The sequence below is a fragment of the Ruegeria sp. BE9 genome (assembly GCF_056538765.1).
Genome location: NZ_JBQFTS010000007.1, coordinates 104272 through 123941, shown reverse-complemented (window position 1 = coordinate 123941; position 19670 = coordinate 104272). Strand labels below are relative to the sequence as shown.

The following is a 19670-nucleotide window of genomic DNA, read 5'->3' as shown; positions in this document are numbered from 1 at the left end:
GCAACGCTCGGGGCTTTAACCAGATTTCTGTTCGCTGACCTCACCTTGAACGCAGATGGAAACAAAGGGGTGAATGATGAAAGATACGCTTATCAAGATGACGATGGGTCTTGGAATCATGGTTCTTGCCGCGCAACAGGCTCAGGCCCGCTCGTGCGCACCTCGGGAAGACGTGGTGAAACGTTTGGCCGAAACCTATGGCGAAACGCGACAAAGCATGGGGGTCGTGCGTCAAGGGGCTGTGATGGAGCTATATGCATCGAGTCAGACAGGCGGCTGGACCATAACAGTGACACTACCCGACGGTACAACCTGCTTGATCGCGACTGGTCAGGCGTTTGAGATGCTTGCCGAGCCTTTGGCTCCCAACGTTTAGATCAGCGCGTCCCAGATCAGCTTGCTGCCTGTAATGGTCAACAGCACATACGCGATTCCAAAGAAGAGGCGCTCGGACAGCATGAAATGTGCTCGGACGCCCAACCAGGCGCCAAGGACGGCAAAAGGGGCCAGCAGCAGATCCGCCAAGGCCGTGTGCCAAGTGAACAGGCCCAGAAAGGCATACGGAACGAATTTTGCAGCATTAATGACCCAAAAGACCAGAACCGTGCTGGCCTGGAACTCGGTCTTTGAGAGACGCTGAGACAACAAATAGACGGCAGCAGGCGGCCCACCCGCGTGGCTGACAAAGCTGGTGAAGCCCGCAACTAGACCCGCAAAAAGCCCGGCGGGCGGGGGCAAACGATTGGCAAAACCGTGGATCAACCCTTTGCTCTGAGCTATGTGCCAGATCACAAACCCGACGGAAATTCCCCCAATCAAAAGACGCAGAAGGTCGTCATCTGTGGCGCGGTAAAGCCAAGCGCCCACTGCAACGCCCGGAACAGCCCCAAGAATCAAAAGGCGGGAATCTGGCCAGCTCCAGCGTTTCCAGTAGGGCCCAAGGGTTGCCACATCAATCACCATGAGGATCGGCAGCATCAGCGCCAAAGCCTGTCCAGGTGTTAGGATCAAGGCCAGAATCGAAGACGACGCAAAGGCCACGCCCGAGCCAAACCCACCCTTCGAAATCCCCGCAAAGATGACCGCAGGGATCGCCACAGCAAAAAACATAAGGTTCAATTCGAACATGTGGCGTACCGCGTTTAGGCTTGTCTCATTGGCCCTTTAGCGCAATCACACAAGGCAACGCAAACTGTATGCGGTTGCATGCCGCGCCGCAGAAGACTTGCGCGGCGTCGCTTTTACGACTAGCAAAACCGCGATTTCAAAACCGACCGGAGATATTCCAAATGGCCAGACCCAAGATCGCGCTGATCGGCGCAGGTCAGATCGGCGGCACGCTCGCCCACCTCGCAGCAATGAAAGAACTTGGTGACGTCGTCCTGTTCGACATCGCCGAAGGCACCCCGGAAGGCAAAGCGCTGGACATCGCTGAATCCGGCCCGTCCGAAGGTTTTGACGCTAAACTCAAGGGCACGCAGTCCTATGAGGACATCGCTGGCGCAGACGTCTGCATTGTGACCGCCGGTGTTCCACGCAAACCGGGCATGAGCCGCGATGATCTGCTGGGCATCAACCTGAAAGTAATGAAGTCGGTTGGAGAAGGCATCGCCGCCAATGCACCCGACGCATTCGTCATCTGCATCACCAACCCGCTGGACGCGATGGTTTGGGCTCTGCGCGAATTCTCAGGCCTGCCGCACAACAAAGTCTGCGGCATGGCGGGTGTTCTGGACTCGGGCCGTTTTGCGCACTTCCTGTCGGAAGAGTTCAACGTGTCGATGCGCGACGTGACCGCGTTTGTTCTGGGCGGCCACGGCGACACCATGGTGCCGTCGGTTCGCTACTCGACCGTTGCCGGTATCCCGCTGCCTGATCTGGTCGAAATGGGCTGGACCACTCAGGAGAAACTGGACGCCATCGTTCAGCGTACCCGTGACGGTGGTGCCGAGATCGTTGGCCTGCTGAAAACCGGTTCGGCGTTCTACGCTCCGGCAACATCAGCGATCGAAATGGCCGAAGCCTACCTGAAAGACCAGAAGCGCGTTCTGCCTTGCGCCGCCTATTGTGACGGTGAACTGGGTGTTGAAGGCATGTATGTCGGCGTTCCCACCGTAATCGGTGCGGGCGGCATCGAACGTGTCGTCGACATCAAGCTGAACGAAGAAGAGCAAGCTGGCTTCGACAACTCGGTCAACGCCGTAAAAGGCCTGATCGAAGCGTGCAAAGGTATCGACAGCTCGCTGGCCTAAGACGCAATTCGTTGAAAAAATGCAACGTTTCCAGAGCGCCCTTCCGGGCGCTCTTTTCGTTTGCGCGAAGTTGTCTAGCGTTCTCGCTACGACCTAAGCGAGAATTAGCTTGCAAAAAATTGACCCCATAATTGTTTCTCGAGCGCCCCGTTGTTCTTCGAACTGGAATGAATCCGACAGCTATATCGGCGGTCAGCCGATGCTGGGCGAACACCCTTGGCCTCGGACGGCTGGCGCTATTCCCCTTAACTTCTGCGCCCAGATTGACCTAAAATCTATTGCCGCTTTGCGCCCCGACACAGGGCTGCCGCAAAACGGATTGCTGCTATTTTCTGCGATACCGACAAGAATCAGGATGGCAGTGTCGTGTTTCTGGAGACCGCAGGTTCACTCAGGCACCCTCCTGAGCGAACTCCACACGCTTTCGGGGATTACTACGGTCGAAGCCTTCTCAATCACGACAAGCCACTTCACGTGGCCCATAGTCTGCCGCGCTGGCCCGTGGTGTTTCAATCCGCCCCCTACGAAGAAGAGACCGATGAAGACGAAGACGGCATCGTTTTTGCGGTGTCGAACACTCCGGACTCTGGACACCTCGAACCAAGTCTTCTGGACGTCTTGATCGAAAACAGCTTCGCGCCTGATGCTGAACTTAGGGCCACGGGGCTTGTCTGGCATGCCAGCGTCAAGATACTTGCAGGCCACCTCATGCGGGAATTATCCGCCTTCCGCGAGACCTTGTTGCGGCAAATCTTACCGAACAATTTGAAGTCACGCGCGCATCGGGAGTGGATCCGTCGTGCACCGTTACGCTGTATCACAGGGTACAGCCCCTTTCGCGAATTTGTTTTCGATTCGTGGGCGTGGGCGCAGGCGGAAACAGATTGGTCCAAACTGGATGATCAGGGCCGGCAACGCCTCTGGAGATCAACCGAGCGGCTAGACAGAGAGTTCGAGAGGTTCGCCCCTGAGACGCGTAGTCTCTATTCCGTTGGGCTGCGCGGTGCCGAAAACCTTGCTCGCGACACCCTAAAATATGCGGCAACTGGTTCGGATGAGGCATGGACGGCCCTTCCCGCACCTGTGCGTGAACACATCAACAATCACGAACTAGTCCCGGGTGGCGATCCAGAACGCCACCAGATGTTTGGCCTAGGCAGAATAGTCCAAGCCGGTGTCTGTGAGCGCCTTGACCAAATTTTGCTGTTGCAACTTACGTATGACAGTTTCGGATCGCTTTGGCCCGGTGACGTTGGTATCATGACGTGGTGGATCAGACCTGAGCATTTGGAAGCCCGGAAATGGACCCGGGTCGAATTCATGTTCGAATGCCATTAACGTCATTCTGACCATTAGATTCGCATTATTGCTAACCGCATCGGGCCCATCTCGCCCTGTTAAAGAAACCGATTTGCAGGTTTGTGATCACACCCCAAAAAGCTGTGATCACAAATACTAAAAATCTTCGCTAAAAACCGCATTGGCATAAAAAAACCCTTTATAAATGCCCCATACACACCTCTATAACGGTGTAATCGTAGTCAGACGGGACAATTTCGATGAACATTCACGAATATCAGGCCAAAGCTCTTCTTCGCAGCTATGGCGCCCCGGTCTCCGAAGGTCGCGCGGTTCTGCGCGCCGAGGAAGCCAAAACCGCAGCCGGTGAACTGGATGGCCCCCTGTGGGTTGTCAAAGCACAAATCCACGCAGGTGGACGCGGCAAAGGCAGCTTCAAAGAGGCCGACGCCGGAGAAAAAGGCGGTGTGCGTCTGACCAAGTCGGTTGAAGAAGCCGCTGAAGAAGCCAAAAAAATGCTGGGCCGCACACTGGTGACCCACCAGACCGGCCCCGCTGGCAAGCAGGTTAACCGCATCTACATCGAAGCCGGTTCGGGCATCGAGCGTGAACTGTATCTGGCCCTGCTGGTTGACCGCCAGACAAGCCGCATCTCGTTTGTCTGCTCGACCGAAGGCGGCATGGACATCGAAGAAGTGGCGGCTGCTACTCCTGAGAAAATTCTTTCTTTCTCGGTTGATCCGGCCACCGGTTACCAGCCCTATCACGGCCGCCGCATCGCCTTTTCGCTGGGTCTTGAGGGCGCGCAGGTTAAGCAGTGTGTCAAACTGATGAGCCAACTTTATGCAGCCTTCGTCGAGAAGGACATGGAGATGCTCGAGATCAACCCGCTGATCGTCTCGGATAGCGGTGACCTCAAAGTGCTGGACGCCAAGGTTGGTTTTGACGGTAACGCGGTTTACCGCCACCCCGATATCGCCGAACTGCGCGACACCACCGAGGAAGACCCCAAAGAACTGGAAGCCTCTAAGTACGACCTGAATTACATCGCGCTGGACGGTGAGATCGGTTGTATGGTGAACGGTGCCGGTCTGGCGATGGCTACTATGGACATCATCAAGCTGTATGGTGCCGAGCCCGCCAACTTCCTCGACGTTGGCGGTGGCGCCACCAAGGAGAAAGTGACCGAAGCGTTCAAGATCATCACCTCGGACCCGCAGGTCAAAGGCATTCTGGTCAACATCTTCGGCGGCATCATGCGCTGTGACGTCATCGCCGAGGGCGTTGTCGCTGCGGTGAAAGAGGTCGGCCTGCAGGTTCCGCTGGTCGTGCGTCTGGAAGGCACGAACGTCGAGAAAGGCAAAGAGATCATCAACACCTCTGGCCTGGACGTGATCGCGGCAGACAACCTGAAAGACGGTGCCGAAAAGATCGTGAAGGCCGTGAAAGGCTAATCCCAATTCCGTGGGGTGGGCTCTGGCTCGCCTTTCCGAAGAATTCTGGCAGGCCGAGGCCCGCCTAAAATAGGAGAACGCCAAATGGCAGTCCTCATCGACGAAAATACCAAAGTGATCTGTCAGGGCTTCACCGGCTCGCAGGGCACATTCCACTCTGAACAGGCCATTGCTTATGGCACCAAGATGGTCGGCGGCGTGACCCCCGGCAAAGGCGGGATGACTCATCTTGACCTGCCCGTGTTCAACTCGGTCCACGAGGCCAAGCATGTGACCGAAGCCAATGCCTCGGTGATCTATGTGCCACCGCCCTTCGCAGCTGACTCGATCCTCGAAGCGATTGATGCCGAGATGGAAGTGATCGTCTGCATCACCGAAGGCATTCCGGTTCTGGACATGATGAAGGTAAAGCGCGCGCTAGAAGGGTCAAAATCGCGCCTGATCGGCCCGAACTGCCCCGGTGTCATCACGCCGGATGCCTGCAAGATCGGCATCATGCCCGGCCACATCCACAAGCGCGGCTCGGTCGGCGTTGTGTCTCGTTCCGGCACCCTCACTTATGAGGCTGTCAAACAGACCACTGACGTGGGTCTGGGCCAGTCCACCTGCGTCGGCATCGGCGGCGACCCGATCAAAGGCACCGAACATATCGACGTGCTGGAATGGTTCCTGGCGGATGACGAGACCCACTCGATCATCATGATCGGTGAGATCGGAGGTTCAGCCGAAGAGGAAGCCGCACAGTTCCTGGCGGATGAAGCCAAGAAGGGCCGCAAGAAGCCGACCGCCGGTTTCATCGCAGGCCGCACAGCCCCTCCGGGCCGCCGTATGGGCCACGCCGGCGCGATTGTCGCTGGCGGCAAAGGCGGAGCCGAGGACAAGATCGAAGCCATGCGCTCGGCCGGTATCGTTGTGGCTGAAAGCCCCGCCCAACTGGGTGAGGCTGTGCTGGAAGCGATTGGGTAAGTGATCGCTTGCCGGGCATACGCTCTGAGGGCTGCGCCCGGAAAGAGGGTGGGCGAAAAACGCCCGCCCTTCTCGCCTTTGACGAATCTTTGGTCGCTGCTTTCGGCGGCAACTCTTGCATTCTCAGCATCAGGGCAAGCCGAAGCAAAAGATTGTAGCGTTCTTATCGGCTGGACAAGCGAGGGACAATTCATCCGGGACAAGACTTGCGAGACTCACTACATCGCCAAAAAAAGAGGGTTTTCCGAGCTCAAATTGTCCAGAAGCCAGAAGTACCACTTTCGCTTTCGAGCAAGTAAAGACTCCACCAAAGATGTGATCGTGAACCGCGTGGGTTATGTTTGCGGATTGGTCGGCAGCGACAGCGCTGTTTTCACTGCCAACCGAGGTAAACGGAACTCTCTAATCGTATCTTTTTCCTGTGGTGGAATAGTGGGGTGAGTGACCAGATATGACCTTCTCCGACGCCATCCGCACCTGTTTCACCAAGTTCTTCACCTTCTCGGGTCGTGCTTCACGGCCCGAATACTGGTTCTTTTTCCTGTTCATCGTGATCTGGAGCTTTATCGCCGGGATCATTGACTGGCAGTTCTTCACGCAAGTCTCGGTCAGCCAGAGCGATGAGGTGAAATCCGTCACCGCGACGTCCTCGCAGCCGGTGCAAAGCATCGTCAGCCTGATCGTGTTTTTTCCACATCTGGCTGTCGCGTGGCGGCGGATGCATGATACCGGGCGCAGCGGGCTATACGCTCTGTTGCCGATCCTCCTGATCCTCGGGGCCGCGGCCGTTCTGGTCTTTGGCATCGGCCTTGCATCCAGTTTCCAGCATGGCGGCAATTTGGACATCTTGTTTACCCGAGCCACCTTGCTGATCGTCATTCCGACACTGCTTGTTCTCTTTGTGTCGCCGCTCCTGGTCCTGTGGTGGCTGACCCGCCCCAGCCAGCCAGGCACCAATCAATACGGTCCCAACCCACATGAGGTAACATCATGACCGAACACTCGCCCAACTCCGCCTTTCATGCCTCAAGCTTTATGCAAGGGCACAATGCCGAGTATCTGGAGCAGTTATACGCCCAGTACACAAAGAACCCCGGCGCGGTGGATGCCGCCTGGGCCGAGTTCTTCAAGGCGATGGGTGACGCCACACCGGACGTCCAGAAAGAGGCCGAAGGGCCATCTTGGGCACGCACCGATTGGCCTCCGATGCCAGCCGATGATCTGACTGGCGCGCTAACCGGCGAATGGGCTGAAATCGACGCCAAGGCGGCGGGTAAGAAAATCAAGGACAAGGCTGTGGACAAGGGCGTTCAGGTCAGTGACGACCAGATCAAACGCGCGGTGTTGGACAGCCTGCGGGCGCTAATGCTGATCCGGGCCTATCGTATCCGGGGTCACCTGGCCGCCAATCTGGACCCGCTGGGTATGCGTGCCGCCAGCACACACCCCGAGCTGGACCCAAAAACATACGGCTTTACCGAAGCTGACATGGACCGCCCGATCTTTATCGACAACGTGCTGGGTTTGCAGATGGCCAGCATGCGTCAGATCGTCGAGATCGTTAAGCGGACCTATTGCGGCACTTTTGCGCTGCAATACATGCACATCTCGGATCCCGAACAGGCTGCGTGGCTTAAAGAACGGATCGAGGGTTACGGCAAGGAAATCGCCTTTACCAAGGAAGGCCGTAAAGCGATCCTGAACAAGATGGTCGAAGCCGAGGGTTTCGAGAAATTCCTGCACGTCAAATACATGGGCACCAAGCGGTTCGGTCTGGACGGTGGTGAAGCCCTGATCCCCGCGATGGAACAGATCATCAAGCGCGGCGGTGCTCTGGGGATCAAAGATATCGTCATCGGGATGCCGCACCGTGGCCGCCTGAACATTCTCGCCAATGTGATGCGCAAACCCTACCGCGCGATCTTCAACGAATTCCAGGGCGGCAGCTTTAAGCCCGAAGATGTTGATGGGTCGGGCGACGTGAAATACCACCTCGGCGCGTCCAGCGACCGTGAGTTCGATGGCAACAGCGTTCATCTGTCGCTGACTGCGAACCCTTCTCACCTTGAGGCGGTGAACCCTGTGGTTCTGGGTAAGGTCCGCGCGAAGCAAGATCAGTTGAAGGATACTGATCGGACCGCAGTGATGGGCATCCTGTTGCACGGTGACGCGGCTTTTGCTGGCCAGGGCGTTGTGGCCGAAGGCTTTGGCCTATCGGGTCTGCGCGGTCACAAGACCGGCGGCACAATGCATATCGTCGTGAACAACCAGATCGGCTTTACGACTGCGCCGCACTTCTCGCGCTCCAGCCCGTATCCGACCGATATCGCGCTGATGGTTGAAGCGCCGATCTTCCACGTGAACGGCGACGACCCCGAGGCCGTGGTTCACGCTGCCAAGGTCGCGACAGAGTTCCGTCAGAAGTTCCACAAGGACGTGGTCATCGACATCTTCTGCTACCGTCGGTTTGGTCACAACGAGGGCGATGAGCCCATGTTCACCAACCCGATCATGTACAAGAAGATCAAGACGCATAAGACCACGCTGTCCCTGTACACCGAGCGTCTGGTCAAAGACGGCCTGATCCCCGAGGGCGAGATCGAGGACATGAAAGCCGCCTTCCAGGCCCATCTGAACGATGAGTTTGACGCCGGAAAAGACTACAAGCCCAACAAGGCCGACTGGCTGGATGGGCGCTGGTCGCATCTGGACAAAAACAAAGAAGAGTACGTTCGGGGTGACACCGCAATCGCTCCTGAAACTCTGGCCGATGTCGGCAATGCCCTGACGCATGCACCAGCGGATATTGCAGTCCACAAAACTGTCGCCCGTTTGTTGGATCACAAAAAGCAGATGTTCGACAGTGGTAAAGGTTTTGACTGGGCAACCGGTGAAGCACTGGCTTTCGGCTCTTTGTTGACCGAAGGCTATCCTGTGCGCCTGTCCGGTCAGGATGCGACACGCGGAACGTTCAGCCAACGCCACTCAGGTTTTGTCCATCAGGAAACCGAAGAACGCTACTACCCGCTGAACAACATTCGCGAAGGCCAGTCAAAATACGAAGTCATTGACTCGATGCTGTCCGAATATGCGGTTTTGGGCTTTGAGTATGGCTACTCGCTGGCCGAACCAAACGCGTTGACCCTGTGGGAAGCCCAGTTCGGTGACTTTGCCAACGGTGCGCAGATCATGTTCGACCAGTTCATCAGCTCGGGCGAAAGCAAATGGCTGCGGATGTCCGGTCTGGTTTGCCTGCTGCCGCACGGTTTCGAAGGGCAAGGCCCCGAACACTCGTCTGCGCGTCTGGAGCGGTTCCTGCAGATGTGCGGTCAGGACAACTGGATCGTGGCGAACTGTACAACGCCTGCGAACTACTTCCACATCCTACGTCGTCAGCTGCACCGGACGTTCCGTAAGCCGCTGATCCTGGTGACCCCCAAGTCGCTGCTGCGCCACAAACTGGCCGTTAGCAAGGCCGAAGAGTTCACCACCGGCTCTAGCTTCCACCGTGTTCTGTGGGACGATGCGCAGCAGGGTAACTCGGAAACCAAGCTGGTCAAGGACGACAAGATCAAGCGGGTTGTTATGTGCTCGGGCAAGGTCTACTACGACCTGCTGGAAGAACGTGACGCACGTGGCATCGAAGATGTCTATCTGATGCGGATCGAACAATACTATCCGTTCCCCGCACACTCGCTGATCAACGAACTCGAACGCTTCAAAGGGGCCGAGATCGTCTGGTGTCAAGAAGAACCCAAGAACCAGGGCGCCTGGAGCTTTATCGAGCCAAATATCGAGTGGGTCCTGACCCGCATCGGTGCCAAGCACACACGGCCACGCTACGTCGGTCGCGCCACTTCGGCCTCACCCGCAACGGGTCTGGCCAGCCAACACAAAGCCCAACAAGAAGCGCTGGTAAACGAAGCGCTGAGCATTGAAGGAAAGTAAACGATGTCCACTGAAGTTCGTGTTCCCACGCTTGGCGAGTCGGTCACCGAAGCCACTGTTGCAACCTGGTTCAAAAAACCCGGCGATGCCGTCGCTGTGGATGAGATGCTGTGTGAGCTTGAAACCGACAAGGTCACCGTCGAAGTGCCTTCTCCTGCCGCTGGCGTAATGGGTGAGATTGTTGCCGCCGAAGGTGAAACTGTAGGTGTGGACGCTCTGTTGGCGACCATCGCCGCCGGTGAAGGCGCGGCGCCTGCCCCTGCGGCTAAGGCTCCGGCCGCTGCTGCAGCTCCAGCAGCATCAGGTGGCAGCGTAGACGTCATGGTTCCCACACTGGGTGAGTCCGTGACCGAGGCTACCGTTTCCACTTGGTTCAAACAGGTTGGCGACGCCGTAGCGCAAGACGAGATGCTTTGTGAACTTGAAACCGACAAGGTTTCAGTTGAGGTTCCAGCCCCTGCGGCGGGTGTGCTGGCTGAAATCGTCGCTCCGGAAGGCGCGACTGTTGATGCAACAGCCAAACTGGCGGTGATCTCGGGTTCGGCAGCTGGTGCTGCGGCAGCTCCGGCAGCACCAACGGCGGCTCCGGCCGCAGCAGCCGCTTCTGGCAAGGACGTGGCAAATGCACCGTCCGCTGAAAAAGCGATGGCCGAGGCAGGCTTGTCGGCGGATCAGGTCACCGGCTCCGGTCGTGATGGACGGATCATGAAAGAAGATGTGGCCAAAGCGATCGCAACTGCGGCGGCTCCGGCGCCTGCGGCGGCACCTGCTCCCTCGGCGCCTGCACCACGCGCGCCTGTCGCCGCTGAGGACGCATCGCGCGAGGAACGTGTGCGCATGACCCGCCTGCGCCAGACCATCGCCAAGCGCCTGAAGGACGCGCAGAACACCGCTGCAATCCTGACCACCTTCAACGAGGTGGACATGACTGAGGTGATGGCTCTGCGTAACCAATATAAAGACCAGTTCGAGAAGAAGCACGGCGTGCGTCTGGGCTTTATGTCCTTCTTTACCAAAGCCTGCTGCCACGCGCTGAAAGAAGTGCCCGAAGTGAACGCCGAGATCGACGGCAACGACATCGTCTATAAGAACTTCGTCCATATGGGCGTTGCCGCTGGTACGCCCCAGGGTCTGGTTGTTCCGGTCATCCGCGATGCCGACAGCATGTCTTTTGCAGCGATTGAGAAAGCCATTGCCGAAAAGGGCAAACGCGCCCGCGACGGCAAGCTGTCGATGGCTGAAATGCAGGGCGGCACCTTCACCATCTCGAATGGTGGTGTATACGGCTCGCTGATGTCTTCGCCGATCCTGAACCCCCCGCAGTCGGGTATTCTGGGTATGCACAAGATTCAGGACCGCCCGATGGTCATCAATGGTGAGATCAAGATCCGCCCGATGATGTACCTGGCTTTGTCCTACGATCACCGGATCGTTGACGGCAAAGGCGCGGTGACGTTCCTTGTTCGCGTAAAAGAGGCGCTGGAGGATCCGCGCCGCCTGCTGATGGATCTGTAATCATGGCTACTCATGTATTGTGGCAGGCCGATGTGGCCGATTTCGATGCCTGGCTGAAAGTGTTTCGCGAAGACCAACCGATGCGCAAGGCCGCGGGTATCCGCGACCTGCATGTCTGGCGCGACCCCGACCAAGCCGACCATGCCATCGCTATGTTTGAGGTGACGAATTTGGACAAGGCCCGGGCTTTCTTCGGCTCAGAGGAGTTGGCGATGCACCACGAAAGAGGCGGCATCGCGCATATCACGATCAAGCTGCTGGAACCTGTTTGAACCACACACGGCATGATCCGCGCAGAGTGGATCACGCCTGCACCGGGCCAACCGGTCGATTTAGGAGAGTATAATGGCAAACTATGACGTCATCGTAATCGGAGCTGGCCCCGGCGGCTATGTCTGCGCCATCCGCTGCGCCCAGCTGGGCCTGAAAACCGCCGTTGTCGAAGGGCGTGAGACGCTGGGCGGCACTTGCCTTAACGTGGGCTGCATCCCATCCAAAGCCTTGCTGCACGCCTCTCATCAGCTCCATGAAGCCGAGCATAACTTTGCCAAGATGGGCCTGAAGGGAAAATCGCCTTCGGTCGATTGGAAACAGATGCAGGCCTACAAGGACGAAGTGATCGAAGGAAACACCAAGGGCATCGAGTTCCTGTTCAAAAAGAACAAGATCGATTGGCTGAAAGGCTGGGGTTCAATCCCTGCTGCCGGACAGGTCAAAGTAGGTGATGAGATCCACAGCGCCAAGAACATCATCATTGCTTCTGGGTCCGAGCCATCCTCCCTGCCCGGTGTTGAAGTCGATGAAAAGGTCGTCGTCACTTCGACCGGGGCGCTGGAACTCGGCAAGATCCCCAAGAAAATGGTTGTCATCGGCGCTGGTGTTATCGGCCTGGAACTGGGTTCGGTTTATCAGCGTCTTGGGGCAGAAGTTACGGTTATTGAATTCCTGGACGTGATTACGCCGGGTATGGACCCCGAGGTACAGAAAACCTTCCAGCGTATCCTGAAGAAACAGGGGCTGAAGTTCGTCATGGGTGCGGCGGTTCAAAAGACCGAAGCCACCAAGACCAAGGCAAAAGTTACTTACAAACTGCGTAAGGATGACAGCGAGCACGTGATTGACGCTGACGCAGTTCTGGTCGCGACCGGGCGCAAGCCATTCTCGGACGGGCTGGGCCTTGAGGCCCTCGGCGTTGAAATGACACCGCGCGGTCAAATCAAAGTGGGTAGCGACTGGCAAACCAACGTGCCAGGCATCTACGCGATCGGCGACGTCACCGAAGGCCCGATGCTTGCGCATAAGGCCGAGGATGAAGGTATGGCCGCCGCAGAACAGGTTGCGGGCAAGCATGGCCACGTGAACTATGGCGTCATCCCCGGTGTGATCTACACCTGGCCCGAAGTTGCCAATGTTGGTGAAACCGAAGAGACGCTCAAGGCTGCCGGCCGTGCGTATAAGGTCGGCAAGTTCATGTTCATGGGCAATGGCCGCGCCAAGGCGAACTTTGCCGCCGACGGCTTCGTCAAGATTCTGGCCGACAAGGAAACCGACCGCATTCTGGGCTGCCACATCATCGGCCCGGCGGCTGGCGACCTGATCCATGAGGTCTGCGTTGCGATGGAGTTTGGTGCGTCAGCCGAAGATCTGGCCCTGACCTGCCACGCGCATCCAACCTACTCTGAGGCCGTACGCGAAGCGGCGCTGGCTTGTGGCGACGGACCAATTCACTCGTAGAACTTATTCGAAATCAAACCGGAAGACGCGGGGCTCTGCCTCGCGCTCCGTGATGCTAGAGGCCAGATGAAGCGGAAGCTTTGACTGGCCTGAATGCCCCTACGAAATGACAGTTGGGCAAAGCCCTCTACCACATTGTTTTTGCCGCGCGGGCACCCCACTCGGAATCATAACGTTTTCCGCCTTCTTCACCCTCGGAAACTTCGGCGAGGATATCACCCACGGTTGGCAGAGAACTGCTTTCGTCGTTTGCGGTCCAAGTCCGTGCGCGCATCAGAGCCCGTGCGCATTGCGTGTAGACCTCGGCAATTTCGATAACGACAACTGTCGCCGGACGTTTGCCCTTTTTCTCAAAGCGCGCACGAAGATTTTCATCAGCCGTCAGACGAGCTGTACCGTTCACACGCACAACATTGTTCGACCCTGGAACCATGAACATCAGCGACACGCGCGGATCCCGGACGATGTTGCGCAATGAAACCAGCCGGTTATTTCCACGCCAATCAGGCAGAGCCAGTGTTTTCGGATCCAGTTCAAGCACGACCGGCCCGTCATCGCCACGCGGGCTACCATCGACGCCCTCCGGACCTACGGTGCTAAGAACGCACAGCCGTGACGCCATTATCCATTCACGGTAGAGCGGTGTCAGCGCGCTGGCCACCTTGCGGATGGACGGCGCACCGGGGGTCCCATAAAGGCTTTCTAGCGCTGTTATGTCCTCAATGTACTCCATGCGGATCGAACCCCACTTCTTCCATCAGTGCGTTAGAACGAGTTTCGATGACATCTTCCAGCCGGGCCAGAAATTCACGCCGTCCGACACCCGGTTCAATAGGTTCGAGGAAATCAACAATCGCCAGCCCGGGTTTACGCAGGACGCCCGAACGCGGCCAGAAAACACCGGCATTTGTGGCGACCGGAATACAAGGATAACCCAAGCCTTCATACAAAACGGCGGTGCCAACCTTGTAGGGTTTTTCCGCACCCGGAGCGACACGCGTTCCTTGTGGGTAAATCACCAGCTGGCCGGGTTCAGAGAATTCCTTGGCCACATCTTTCACCATTTTAGCAACGGCAACGCCTCGTTTGCCGCGATCAACGGGAATACACCCCAGCCGGCGCGCATACATTCCTATGACGGGAGTCCACAAAAGCTCTCTTTTCATGATGAACTTGCCGTGGGGAAGCGCGTCGAAGATCATGATGATATCCAGGAACGATTGGTGTTTTGCGCCAATCACAACCTCATCTACAGGAACCTGCCCGCGTACTTCGCAACGGATGCCAACCATCCAGCTTGCCAGCCACATCGTAGTACGTGCATAGGTCTTACAAGCCTGCAAAGCGCCTCGCTTGGTAAACAGGGCGTAAGGTGCAAACACGATGCCAAGGATCAGCATCCACGCATAAATCACGATCATGAAGATCAGCGAGCGTATCCATTGAAACGCGGTGGCCATCAGGAAAGCTCCTTCAATTTGCGGTTTGCGGCGGTCCAAGTGGCCAAAAAGGCCACAGCTGCGCCCATAAACGGGATCAGAATAGGTAAGAGCCAGCCGGAACCCTTAAACCCAAGGCCGGTCAAAAACCCGCCCGCGTCAGAGGCTTCTGGCAACAGAAGAACACCAGTCATCCCGAACAGCACCCCAACGACAGCCCCGAAGAACGCGCGGTAGGTAAAGCGACGCACAAAAGCACTGGCGATGAAGCGATCCTGGGCGCCGACCAATCGCAGAACCTCGATGATTTGTGCATTGGCGGCCAAAGAGGCGTTGGCCGCCAAAGTAATCATTGCCGCCGTCGCTCCGCCGATCAAAAGAATCGAAACCCATCCCAACCGGCGTAAGGATACCGCCGCATCAACCAAAGGTTCGCGCCAGCGCGTGTGGTCGTCCAGCACTGCACCAGGCACTTCGGCACCTAACCGCAAGCGCAGTCCGGCAGCATCCAATCCCGGCTCGCCTTCGATGATCTCGATCAGTTGCGGGATAGGTAAAGTATCAAGGGGCAGGTCTGGTCCAAACCACGGGGACAAAAGGGCGGCCTGTTCTTCGGCCGTCAGAGCACGGGCCGAAGCAACGCCGGGGGTCTGGGTCAAAACGGTCAAGGCCGCTTCGGTCTGCGCGGCAAGCTGTTCGGCGGGGGCATTTATCCGTAAGGTTGCAGCCCCAGCAAGTTCGGTTGCCCACCGGTCGGCTAAACGCCCCGAGGCCAGCGACAAGGCCAGAGCAAACACAGCCAGAAATGCCATTGCGCCAGACACAAACAGCGTCAGATGCGCAGTGTAGCCCGTGGGTGGCACGACACGATCTGCGCGTGAATCCCGTTTTAGCAGGCTTCGGATAGTTTCCTGATTCATAGGTCTGCCCCCGCCAGTTGAATTTGGCGTTGGGAAATACGCAAAACACGGGCTTGGACCTGGCTTTTGGCCGCACGGATCAGGCTGAGGTCATGTGTGGCAATCAAAACGGTTTTACCCATCCGGTTCAACTCGACCAACAGGCGCAACAAACGCTGAGACATTTCCCAATCCACATTGCCCGTCGGCTCATCCGCCAAAACGACATCCGGTGAAAGGATCACGGCGCGGGCCAGCGCCGCACGCTGGCGTTCTCCGCCCGACAATTCTGGAGGATGGGCATCAAGTCGGGCTCCCAATCCGACCCAACTCAGCAGTTCGGTCAAATCTTCCTTCTTTGCGTTTTCGCCCCGCCCTGACACCATCAAAGGCAGGGCGACGTTTTCCGCCAGTGTCATATGGTCGAGGAATTGGCATTCCTGATGCACTACCCCGATCCGGCGGCGCAGCAACGCCATCTGATCACGGTCCAGACGCGCGATATCCTCTTCAAAGGCGCTCAAGCGCCCCGAGGTCGGCAGTAGCGCGCCATAGCACAGCTTAAGAAGGGTCGTCTTTCCCGCACCCGAGGGCCCAGTCAGAAAGTGGAATGACCCCGGTTGCAATTGCAGCGACACGTTGCACAGCAATTCACCACCGCCATAGGTGTAGCTGACGTTTTCCAGCTCGATCACAGGGGCCCCCGTTATTGTTGCCGCTCTTCTTGCCCGAGCGCGGTTGTGGTTTCAATGCCTGCACCGGGTCGAATTGGTGACACTTAAGCCGTGAAACCGAAAACACCCTTTGCGGTCAGGTCTTAACGGAATATCATCCCTGAAAAAACTATTATCGGCCGGTTCGCCGGTCAGGAGGCAGCATGCGTCTTACTTGTCCGAACTGCGGGGCCCAGTATGAGGTCCCAGACGAGGTCATCCCGGAGGAAGGCCGCGACGTTCAGTGTTCGAACTGCGAGAAAACATGGTTCCAGGCCAAGTACCCAGAGGACACAGAAACCCAGTCGGCCGCGCCTGCTGCTGAAGCGCCAAAAGTAGAAGAGCCGGCCGCACCGCCTGCGGCTGAGCCGGAAACCGAAGCTGCAGTCGAAGAACCTGTCTCAGCAGGTAACATCGACCCCGCCGTTGCCAGCATCCTGAAAGAAGAGGCCGCTCGGGAATCCGAACTTCGCGCCCAGGAAGGAAGCGGTCTGGAAACCCAGCCCGATCTGGCGCTGGATACGCCACCTGAGCCGTCTCCCGAAGATGCTGTCAAAGAGCTGACAGCTACGGAGACTTCAGCCGACGCAGGCCAAAAAGACGCTCTGCCGGATGTAGAAGCAATCAATTCCAGCTTACGCAGTGATCTAACCGATCCTCCGGCGGATTCAGAACAAGCTGCCCAGCGCAAATCAAAAGGGTTCATGCGCGGGTTTGCTTTGATTGTGATCATCGGCATTCTACTGCTGCTGCTTTACAGCAACGCACAGCGGATCAGTGAGGCGATGCCGCAAGCCGATCCGGTACTGGATTCGTACGTTTCCCTTGTCGATCAAGCGCGCGTATGGCTTGAGGCACAGACTTCTGGAACGTCACAGAACTAAGCCTGACTGTCAGAATCTTTCGAGCAGACGTTTGAGGTATTCCAACTCAATCTGAGGACGATCCGTTTCGCCCGTGCGGCGGCGGATTTCGTCCAGAAGTTCACGCGCTCGGCGATAGACATCTTCGCCTTGCAGCAAGCTGTCATCGGTCGACATCGAACCGTTCGCACCCGGGCTGCGGCCCAAAGGATCGCGGTTGTTGGCCTGCATATCGCCTTCCTGAGCGCCCTGCCCCGGCTGATTTTGCTGGTTTTCAGCCAACGCCTCACCCAAGGAGCGCATCCCTTCCCGCAAGGCTTCCATTGCTTCGGATTGACGGTCAATCGCTTCAGCCAAATCGTCACTGCGCAAGGCCTCTTCAGCGTCATCCATGGCTCGACCGGCGCGACCTAGCGCATCGCGTGCGGCATCGCCTTCGGGCGTTCCTCTGCCGGGCAGGTTCTGCTGCTGGCGACCTAACTCGTCACGCAAGGCTTGCTGCCGATCGGCCAACGATCCCTGACCCTGCTGGTTGCCATCCGCCTGATCCGAGCCTTGCCCCTGACCACCTTGGCCCTCATGGCTCTGGCCCCGACCCTGGCCGCCATTACGGCCTTCGTTGCCCTGGCTTTCACCTGCCTGAGCATCCGGGTTGAACTGTTCCTGTAAATCTCGGAACGCCTGATCGCTAAGACCTTGTTGTTCACGCAGCGTTTCAGCAAGCCCTTCCATCGCCTGCTGACCTTCAGATTGCTGACCCTGTCCCTGACCTTGTGTGACCCGCATGTTTTCCATCATCTGCTGGAACTCCTCCAGCGCTTGCTGCGCCTCGGCCATACGGCCCTGTTCCATCAGTTCCTGGATACGATCCATCATCCGCTGCAAGTCGTCCTGCGTCATCTGCAGGCTTTCACCATTCTGACCTTGCTGGTTCTCGTCAAACTCACCGTTTTCCTGCGCCAAACGTTGTAGCTGGCGCATATAGTCCTGCGTCGCCTCGCGTAGCTCTTGCATCAGCTCGGCGATTTCCTCATCGGTGGCACCGTTTTTCATTGCTTCGGTCAGGCGCTCCTGAGCGCGGCGCATACGTTCGAGCGCATCGGCAAGCGTGCCCTCTTCGATTATAACCGCAAGATCCCACAACGCCTGAGCAATCTCTGCCTGTTGTTTGGGTTTCAGGTCGTACTTGGTAAACGCCTCCAACCGACGCAGAGTGACGCGCAGGCGTAAATAAGCGGTGTCCGACCGAAAGAACTCTTCGGGCAAATGCGAAACCGCTCTTAGCAATTGAGCAACCCGAGGTGCATTCTCGCGAGACCAAAGCAGATCTCGACGCTGTTCGATCACCGCTGCCGCCAACGGATCAAAAAAGCGCCGCGCCGGTAGTTCCGTCATATAGGGTTTGGAATAGCTTTCCTGATCTGCTGCATCACGCGCCATCAAGGTGATTTTGACAGGCAGATGCGCCCACGGGTGCTGCGAAAAGTCTTCGATCAGATCTTCGGTGAAATCGACCCTGTCACCAGTAATCGGCATTGGCAGTTCGACCTCAATCACCTCTCGTGGTTCTGGATCTGTGGTCAAACCATAGCGGCGATCGACTTCCGCAAGATCAAGCTCGATCGTTGCGGTGCCCGACACAACGCCGTAGTCATCGTTAGCTACAAACGGCAGCTTCATCTGCCCACCGGCCTCTGACTCTGCTACGCCCGCGACCTCAATACTGGGTGGCGTATCCTGAATTACATCCAGCGTCCAATCGCGACCCGACGGGCCTATAATCTGCAACTGCCCCGAACGCTCTACAACAAACTCTTGTTCAGGTTCTCCTTCGGCTTCGGTTCCCAATGGTGTTGTGGTTTCTGAAAGAGTATGCGCGCCAACCTCTCCGTAGAAGCGAAGAGTTATGCGACTGCCTTCCGGAACGGAAAGCGTTGGGTCGGTTTGATCCGCCAGATAAAGCGTCGGAAGTCCGGTGTAACGTGGTGGCTCCACCCAGCCTTCCCAGCTCGGCCCCTGACCAGCTTCAGCTATACCCGGCGTCATCTCAGCCACAGAGCCAATACGCCAAAACGACCCGAACAACGCTGCAATTACCAGCGCCAGCAGAGCAGAATAGCGTAAGGCATAGGGATCGCGGTCAGCTAGTCTCAGGTCAGGTGTTACCGGCTCGGCCTGCGCTGCTTGCTGTGCCATACGAGCCTGGTGCGCGCGCCACAAAGCAACCGAATCCGCATCCATCGATCCAATGGCCTGATCGTCCATCAATGCTTGGATCGGTCGCCCCGGCAGAGATTCATCAAGCCGCATCAGGGCTTCGGCACGCGAAGGCAGATGGAATCGCTTTGCCCCTACGACCAGCGATGCCAGCAAGCCCATCAGCACAACAGCGCCCACACCCCAGACTGCCTCGACCCCAACAAGGTCCTGCAGCCCCAGCATCAAAACGGCCAGAATGGCCATCAAAATTGAGAAAAACGGCCAGAAAGCACGCAAAACCTGCTCGGCCAGCATCCCTGCATGCGTCAGCAGCAGAGATAATCTCGGGATCGGCAAGGTCGGTCTTGCAGTCAAGGCGGGCCTCCTGA

18 protein-coding genes and 1 pseudogene are annotated in these 19670 nt (G+C 57.4%); 13 read left to right on the top strand and 6 right to left on the bottom strand.

All coding sequences use genetic code 11. The annotated features are described in order from the left end of the window. Nucleotides 1–76 precede the first annotated feature (76 nt). Nucleotides 77–376 carry a hypothetical protein gene (locus tag ACR0EO_RS17585; protein ID WP_480691974.1) on the top strand — a complete coding sequence of 100 codons (300 nt, stop codon included), beginning with the start codon at nucleotides 77–79 and terminating at the stop codon, nucleotides 374–376. Here the strand turns inward: ACR0EO_RS17585 and ACR0EO_RS17580 are convergent. Next, nucleotides 373–1128 (bottom strand): sulfite exporter TauE/SafE family protein, encoded by a 756-nt coding sequence (locus ACR0EO_RS17580; protein WP_480691972.1) that lies wholly within the window; start codon nucleotides 1126–1128, stop codon nucleotides 373–375. The genes ACR0EO_RS17585 and ACR0EO_RS17580 overlap by 4 nt on opposite strands. A gap of 161 nt (nucleotides 1129–1289) precedes the next feature. On the opposite strand from ACR0EO_RS17580, the gene mdh reads away from it, so the two are divergent. The 11 genes and pseudogenes from mdh (at nucleotide 1290) to lpdA (ending at nucleotide 13168) form a co-directional block, all read left to right on the top strand. Further along, nucleotides 1290–2252 (top strand): malate dehydrogenase, encoded by a 963-nt coding sequence (mdh, locus tag ACR0EO_RS17575; RefSeq protein WP_170327182.1) that lies wholly within the window; start codon nucleotides 1290–1292, stop codon nucleotides 2250–2252. Between the two features lie 109 nt (nucleotides 2253–2361). Then, nucleotides 2362–2571 (top strand): annotated as a pseudogene (locus tag ACR0EO_RS17570) (DUF1963 domain-containing protein); the annotation flags it as partial. A 47-nt stretch (nucleotides 2572–2618) separates the two neighbouring features. Further along, nucleotides 2619–3590, top strand: coding sequence for a DUF1963 domain-containing protein (locus ACR0EO_RS17565; protein WP_480691970.1), 972 nt, complete (start codon nucleotides 2619–2621; stop codon nucleotides 3588–3590). A gap of 221 nt (nucleotides 3591–3811) precedes the next feature. Further along, nucleotides 3812–5005, top strand: coding sequence for an ADP-forming succinate--CoA ligase subunit beta (sucC, locus tag ACR0EO_RS17560; RefSeq protein WP_239338986.1), 1194 nt, complete (start codon nucleotides 3812–3814; stop codon nucleotides 5003–5005). 84 nt (nucleotides 5006–5089) lie between these two features. Continuing rightward, nucleotides 5090–5971, top strand: a complete 882-nt coding sequence (gene sucD / locus ACR0EO_RS17555) for a succinate--CoA ligase subunit alpha (protein WP_475207346.1) — start codon at nucleotides 5090–5092, stop codon at nucleotides 5969–5971. 48 nt (nucleotides 5972–6019) lie between these two features. Further along, nucleotides 6020–6412: a hypothetical protein gene (locus ACR0EO_RS17550; protein WP_480691968.1), complete on the top strand. Its 393-nt coding sequence runs from the start codon at nucleotides 6020–6022 to the stop codon at nucleotides 6410–6412. Nucleotides 6413–6422: 10 nt separating this feature from the next. Next, on the top strand, nucleotides 6423–6965 hold the full coding sequence (locus ACR0EO_RS17545; RefSeq protein WP_480691967.1) for a DUF805 domain-containing protein: 543 nt from the start codon (nucleotides 6423–6425) through the stop codon (nucleotides 6963–6965). Continuing rightward, nucleotides 6962–9919 (top strand): 2-oxoglutarate dehydrogenase E1 component, encoded by a 2958-nt coding sequence (locus tag ACR0EO_RS17540; protein ID WP_480691965.1) that lies wholly within the window; start codon nucleotides 6962–6964, stop codon nucleotides 9917–9919. The genes ACR0EO_RS17545 and ACR0EO_RS17540 overlap by 4 nt, the downstream gene beginning before the upstream one ends. 3 nt (nucleotides 9920–9922) lie before the next feature. After that, a complete protein-coding gene (gene odhB, locus ACR0EO_RS17535; RefSeq protein ID WP_480691963.1) occupies nucleotides 9923–11434 on the top strand; it encodes a 2-oxoglutarate dehydrogenase complex dihydrolipoyllysine-residue succinyltransferase in 1512 nt (503 codons plus the stop codon). Nucleotides 11435–11436: 2 nt separating this feature from the next. Then, nucleotides 11437–11706, top strand: a complete 270-nt coding sequence (locus ACR0EO_RS17530) for a hypothetical protein (RefSeq protein WP_480691961.1) — start codon at nucleotides 11437–11439, stop codon at nucleotides 11704–11706. 73 nt (nucleotides 11707–11779) lie between these two features. Then, the gene (gene lpdA, locus ACR0EO_RS17525) at nucleotides 11780–13168 is read left to right on the top strand and encodes a dihydrolipoyl dehydrogenase (protein WP_480691960.1); all 1389 of its coding nucleotides are present in this window, start codon (nucleotides 11780–11782) and stop codon (nucleotides 13166–13168) included. Nucleotides 13169–13295: 127 nt separating this feature from the next. Here lpdA and ACR0EO_RS17520 read toward each other — a convergent pair whose 3' ends face one another. From ACR0EO_RS17520 to ACR0EO_RS17505, 4 genes are read right to left on the bottom strand one after another with little or no spacing between them, the layout of a single operon-like run. Further along, nucleotides 13296–13901, bottom strand: a complete 606-nt coding sequence (locus tag ACR0EO_RS17520) for a pyridoxamine 5'-phosphate oxidase family protein (protein WP_480691959.1) — start codon at nucleotides 13899–13901, stop codon at nucleotides 13296–13298. Further along, nucleotides 13888–14628, bottom strand: a complete 741-nt coding sequence (locus tag ACR0EO_RS17515; protein ID WP_480691958.1) for a lysophospholipid acyltransferase family protein — start codon at nucleotides 14626–14628, stop codon at nucleotides 13888–13890. The genes ACR0EO_RS17520 and ACR0EO_RS17515 overlap by 14 nt, the downstream gene beginning before the upstream one ends. Further along, nucleotides 14628–15527, bottom strand: coding sequence for a cell division protein FtsX (locus ACR0EO_RS17510; RefSeq protein WP_480691956.1), 900 nt, complete (start codon nucleotides 15525–15527; stop codon nucleotides 14628–14630). The genes ACR0EO_RS17515 and ACR0EO_RS17510 overlap by 1 nt, the downstream gene beginning before the upstream one ends. Beyond that, nucleotides 15524–16201: a cell division ATP-binding protein FtsE gene (locus ACR0EO_RS17505; RefSeq protein WP_480691955.1), complete on the bottom strand. Its 678-nt coding sequence runs from the start codon at nucleotides 16199–16201 to the stop codon at nucleotides 15524–15526. Before ACR0EO_RS17505 ends, ACR0EO_RS17510 begins: the two co-directional genes overlap by 4 nt. 182 nt (nucleotides 16202–16383) lie before the next feature. On the opposite strand from ACR0EO_RS17505, the gene ACR0EO_RS17500 reads away from it, so the two are divergent. Then, nucleotides 16384–17103 carry a zinc-ribbon domain-containing protein gene (locus ACR0EO_RS17500; RefSeq protein ID WP_480691953.1) on the top strand — a complete coding sequence of 240 codons (720 nt, stop codon included), beginning with the start codon at nucleotides 16384–16386 and terminating at the stop codon, nucleotides 17101–17103. Nucleotides 17104–17112: 9 nt separating this feature from the next. Here the strand turns inward: ACR0EO_RS17500 and ACR0EO_RS17495 are convergent, their stop codons facing one another. Continuing rightward, nucleotides 17113–19656 carry a TIGR02302 family protein gene (locus ACR0EO_RS17495; RefSeq protein WP_480691951.1) on the bottom strand — a complete coding sequence of 848 codons (2544 nt, stop codon included), beginning with the start codon at nucleotides 19654–19656 and terminating at the stop codon, nucleotides 17113–17115. Between the last annotated feature and the right edge of the window lie 14 nt (nucleotides 19657–19670).

What these genes read in the sequence shown, in the direction of transcription:
- ACR0EO_RS17530 (WP_480691961.1), top strand. Translation starts at nt 11,437, where the DNA reads ATGGCTACTCATGTATTGTGGCAGGCCGATGTGGCCGATTTCGATGCC.
- odhB (WP_480691963.1), top strand. Translation starts at nt 9,923, where the DNA reads ATGTCCACTGAAGTTCGTGTTCCCACGCTTGGCGAGTCGGTCACCGAA.
- ACR0EO_RS17540 (WP_480691965.1), top strand. Translation starts at nt 6,962, where the DNA reads ATGACCGAACACTCGCCCAACTCCGCCTTTCATGCCTCAAGCTTTATG.
- ACR0EO_RS17510 (WP_480691956.1), bottom strand. Translation starts at nt 15,527, where the DNA reads ATGAATCAGGAAACTATCCGAAGCCTGCTAAAACGGGATTCACGCGCA.
- sucD (WP_475207346.1), top strand. Translation starts at nt 5,090, where the DNA reads ATGGCAGTCCTCATCGACGAAAATACCAAAGTGATCTGTCAGGGCTTC.
- mdh (WP_170327182.1), top strand. Translation starts at nt 1,290, where the DNA reads ATGGCCAGACCCAAGATCGCGCTGATCGGCGCAGGTCAGATCGGCGGC.
- ACR0EO_RS17585 (WP_480691974.1), top strand. Translation starts at nt 77, where the DNA reads ATGAAAGATACGCTTATCAAGATGACGATGGGTCTTGGAATCATGGTT.
- ACR0EO_RS17580 (WP_480691972.1), bottom strand. Translation starts at nt 1,128, where the DNA reads ATGTTCGAATTGAACCTTATGTTTTTTGCTGTGGCGATCCCTGCGGTC.
- ACR0EO_RS17515 (WP_480691958.1), bottom strand. Translation starts at nt 14,628, where the DNA reads ATGGCCACCGCGTTTCAATGGATACGCTCGCTGATCTTCATGATCGTG.
- ACR0EO_RS17545 (WP_480691967.1), top strand. Translation starts at nt 6,423, where the DNA reads ATGACCTTCTCCGACGCCATCCGCACCTGTTTCACCAAGTTCTTCACC.
- ACR0EO_RS17520 (WP_480691959.1), bottom strand. Translation starts at nt 13,901, where the DNA reads ATGGAGTACATTGAGGACATAACAGCGCTAGAAAGCCTTTATGGGACC.
- sucC (WP_239338986.1), top strand. Translation starts at nt 3,812, where the DNA reads ATGAACATTCACGAATATCAGGCCAAAGCTCTTCTTCGCAGCTATGGC.
- lpdA (WP_480691960.1), top strand. Translation starts at nt 11,780, where the DNA reads ATGGCAAACTATGACGTCATCGTAATCGGAGCTGGCCCCGGCGGCTAT.
- ACR0EO_RS17500 (WP_480691953.1), top strand. Translation starts at nt 16,384, where the DNA reads ATGCGTCTTACTTGTCCGAACTGCGGGGCCCAGTATGAGGTCCCAGAC.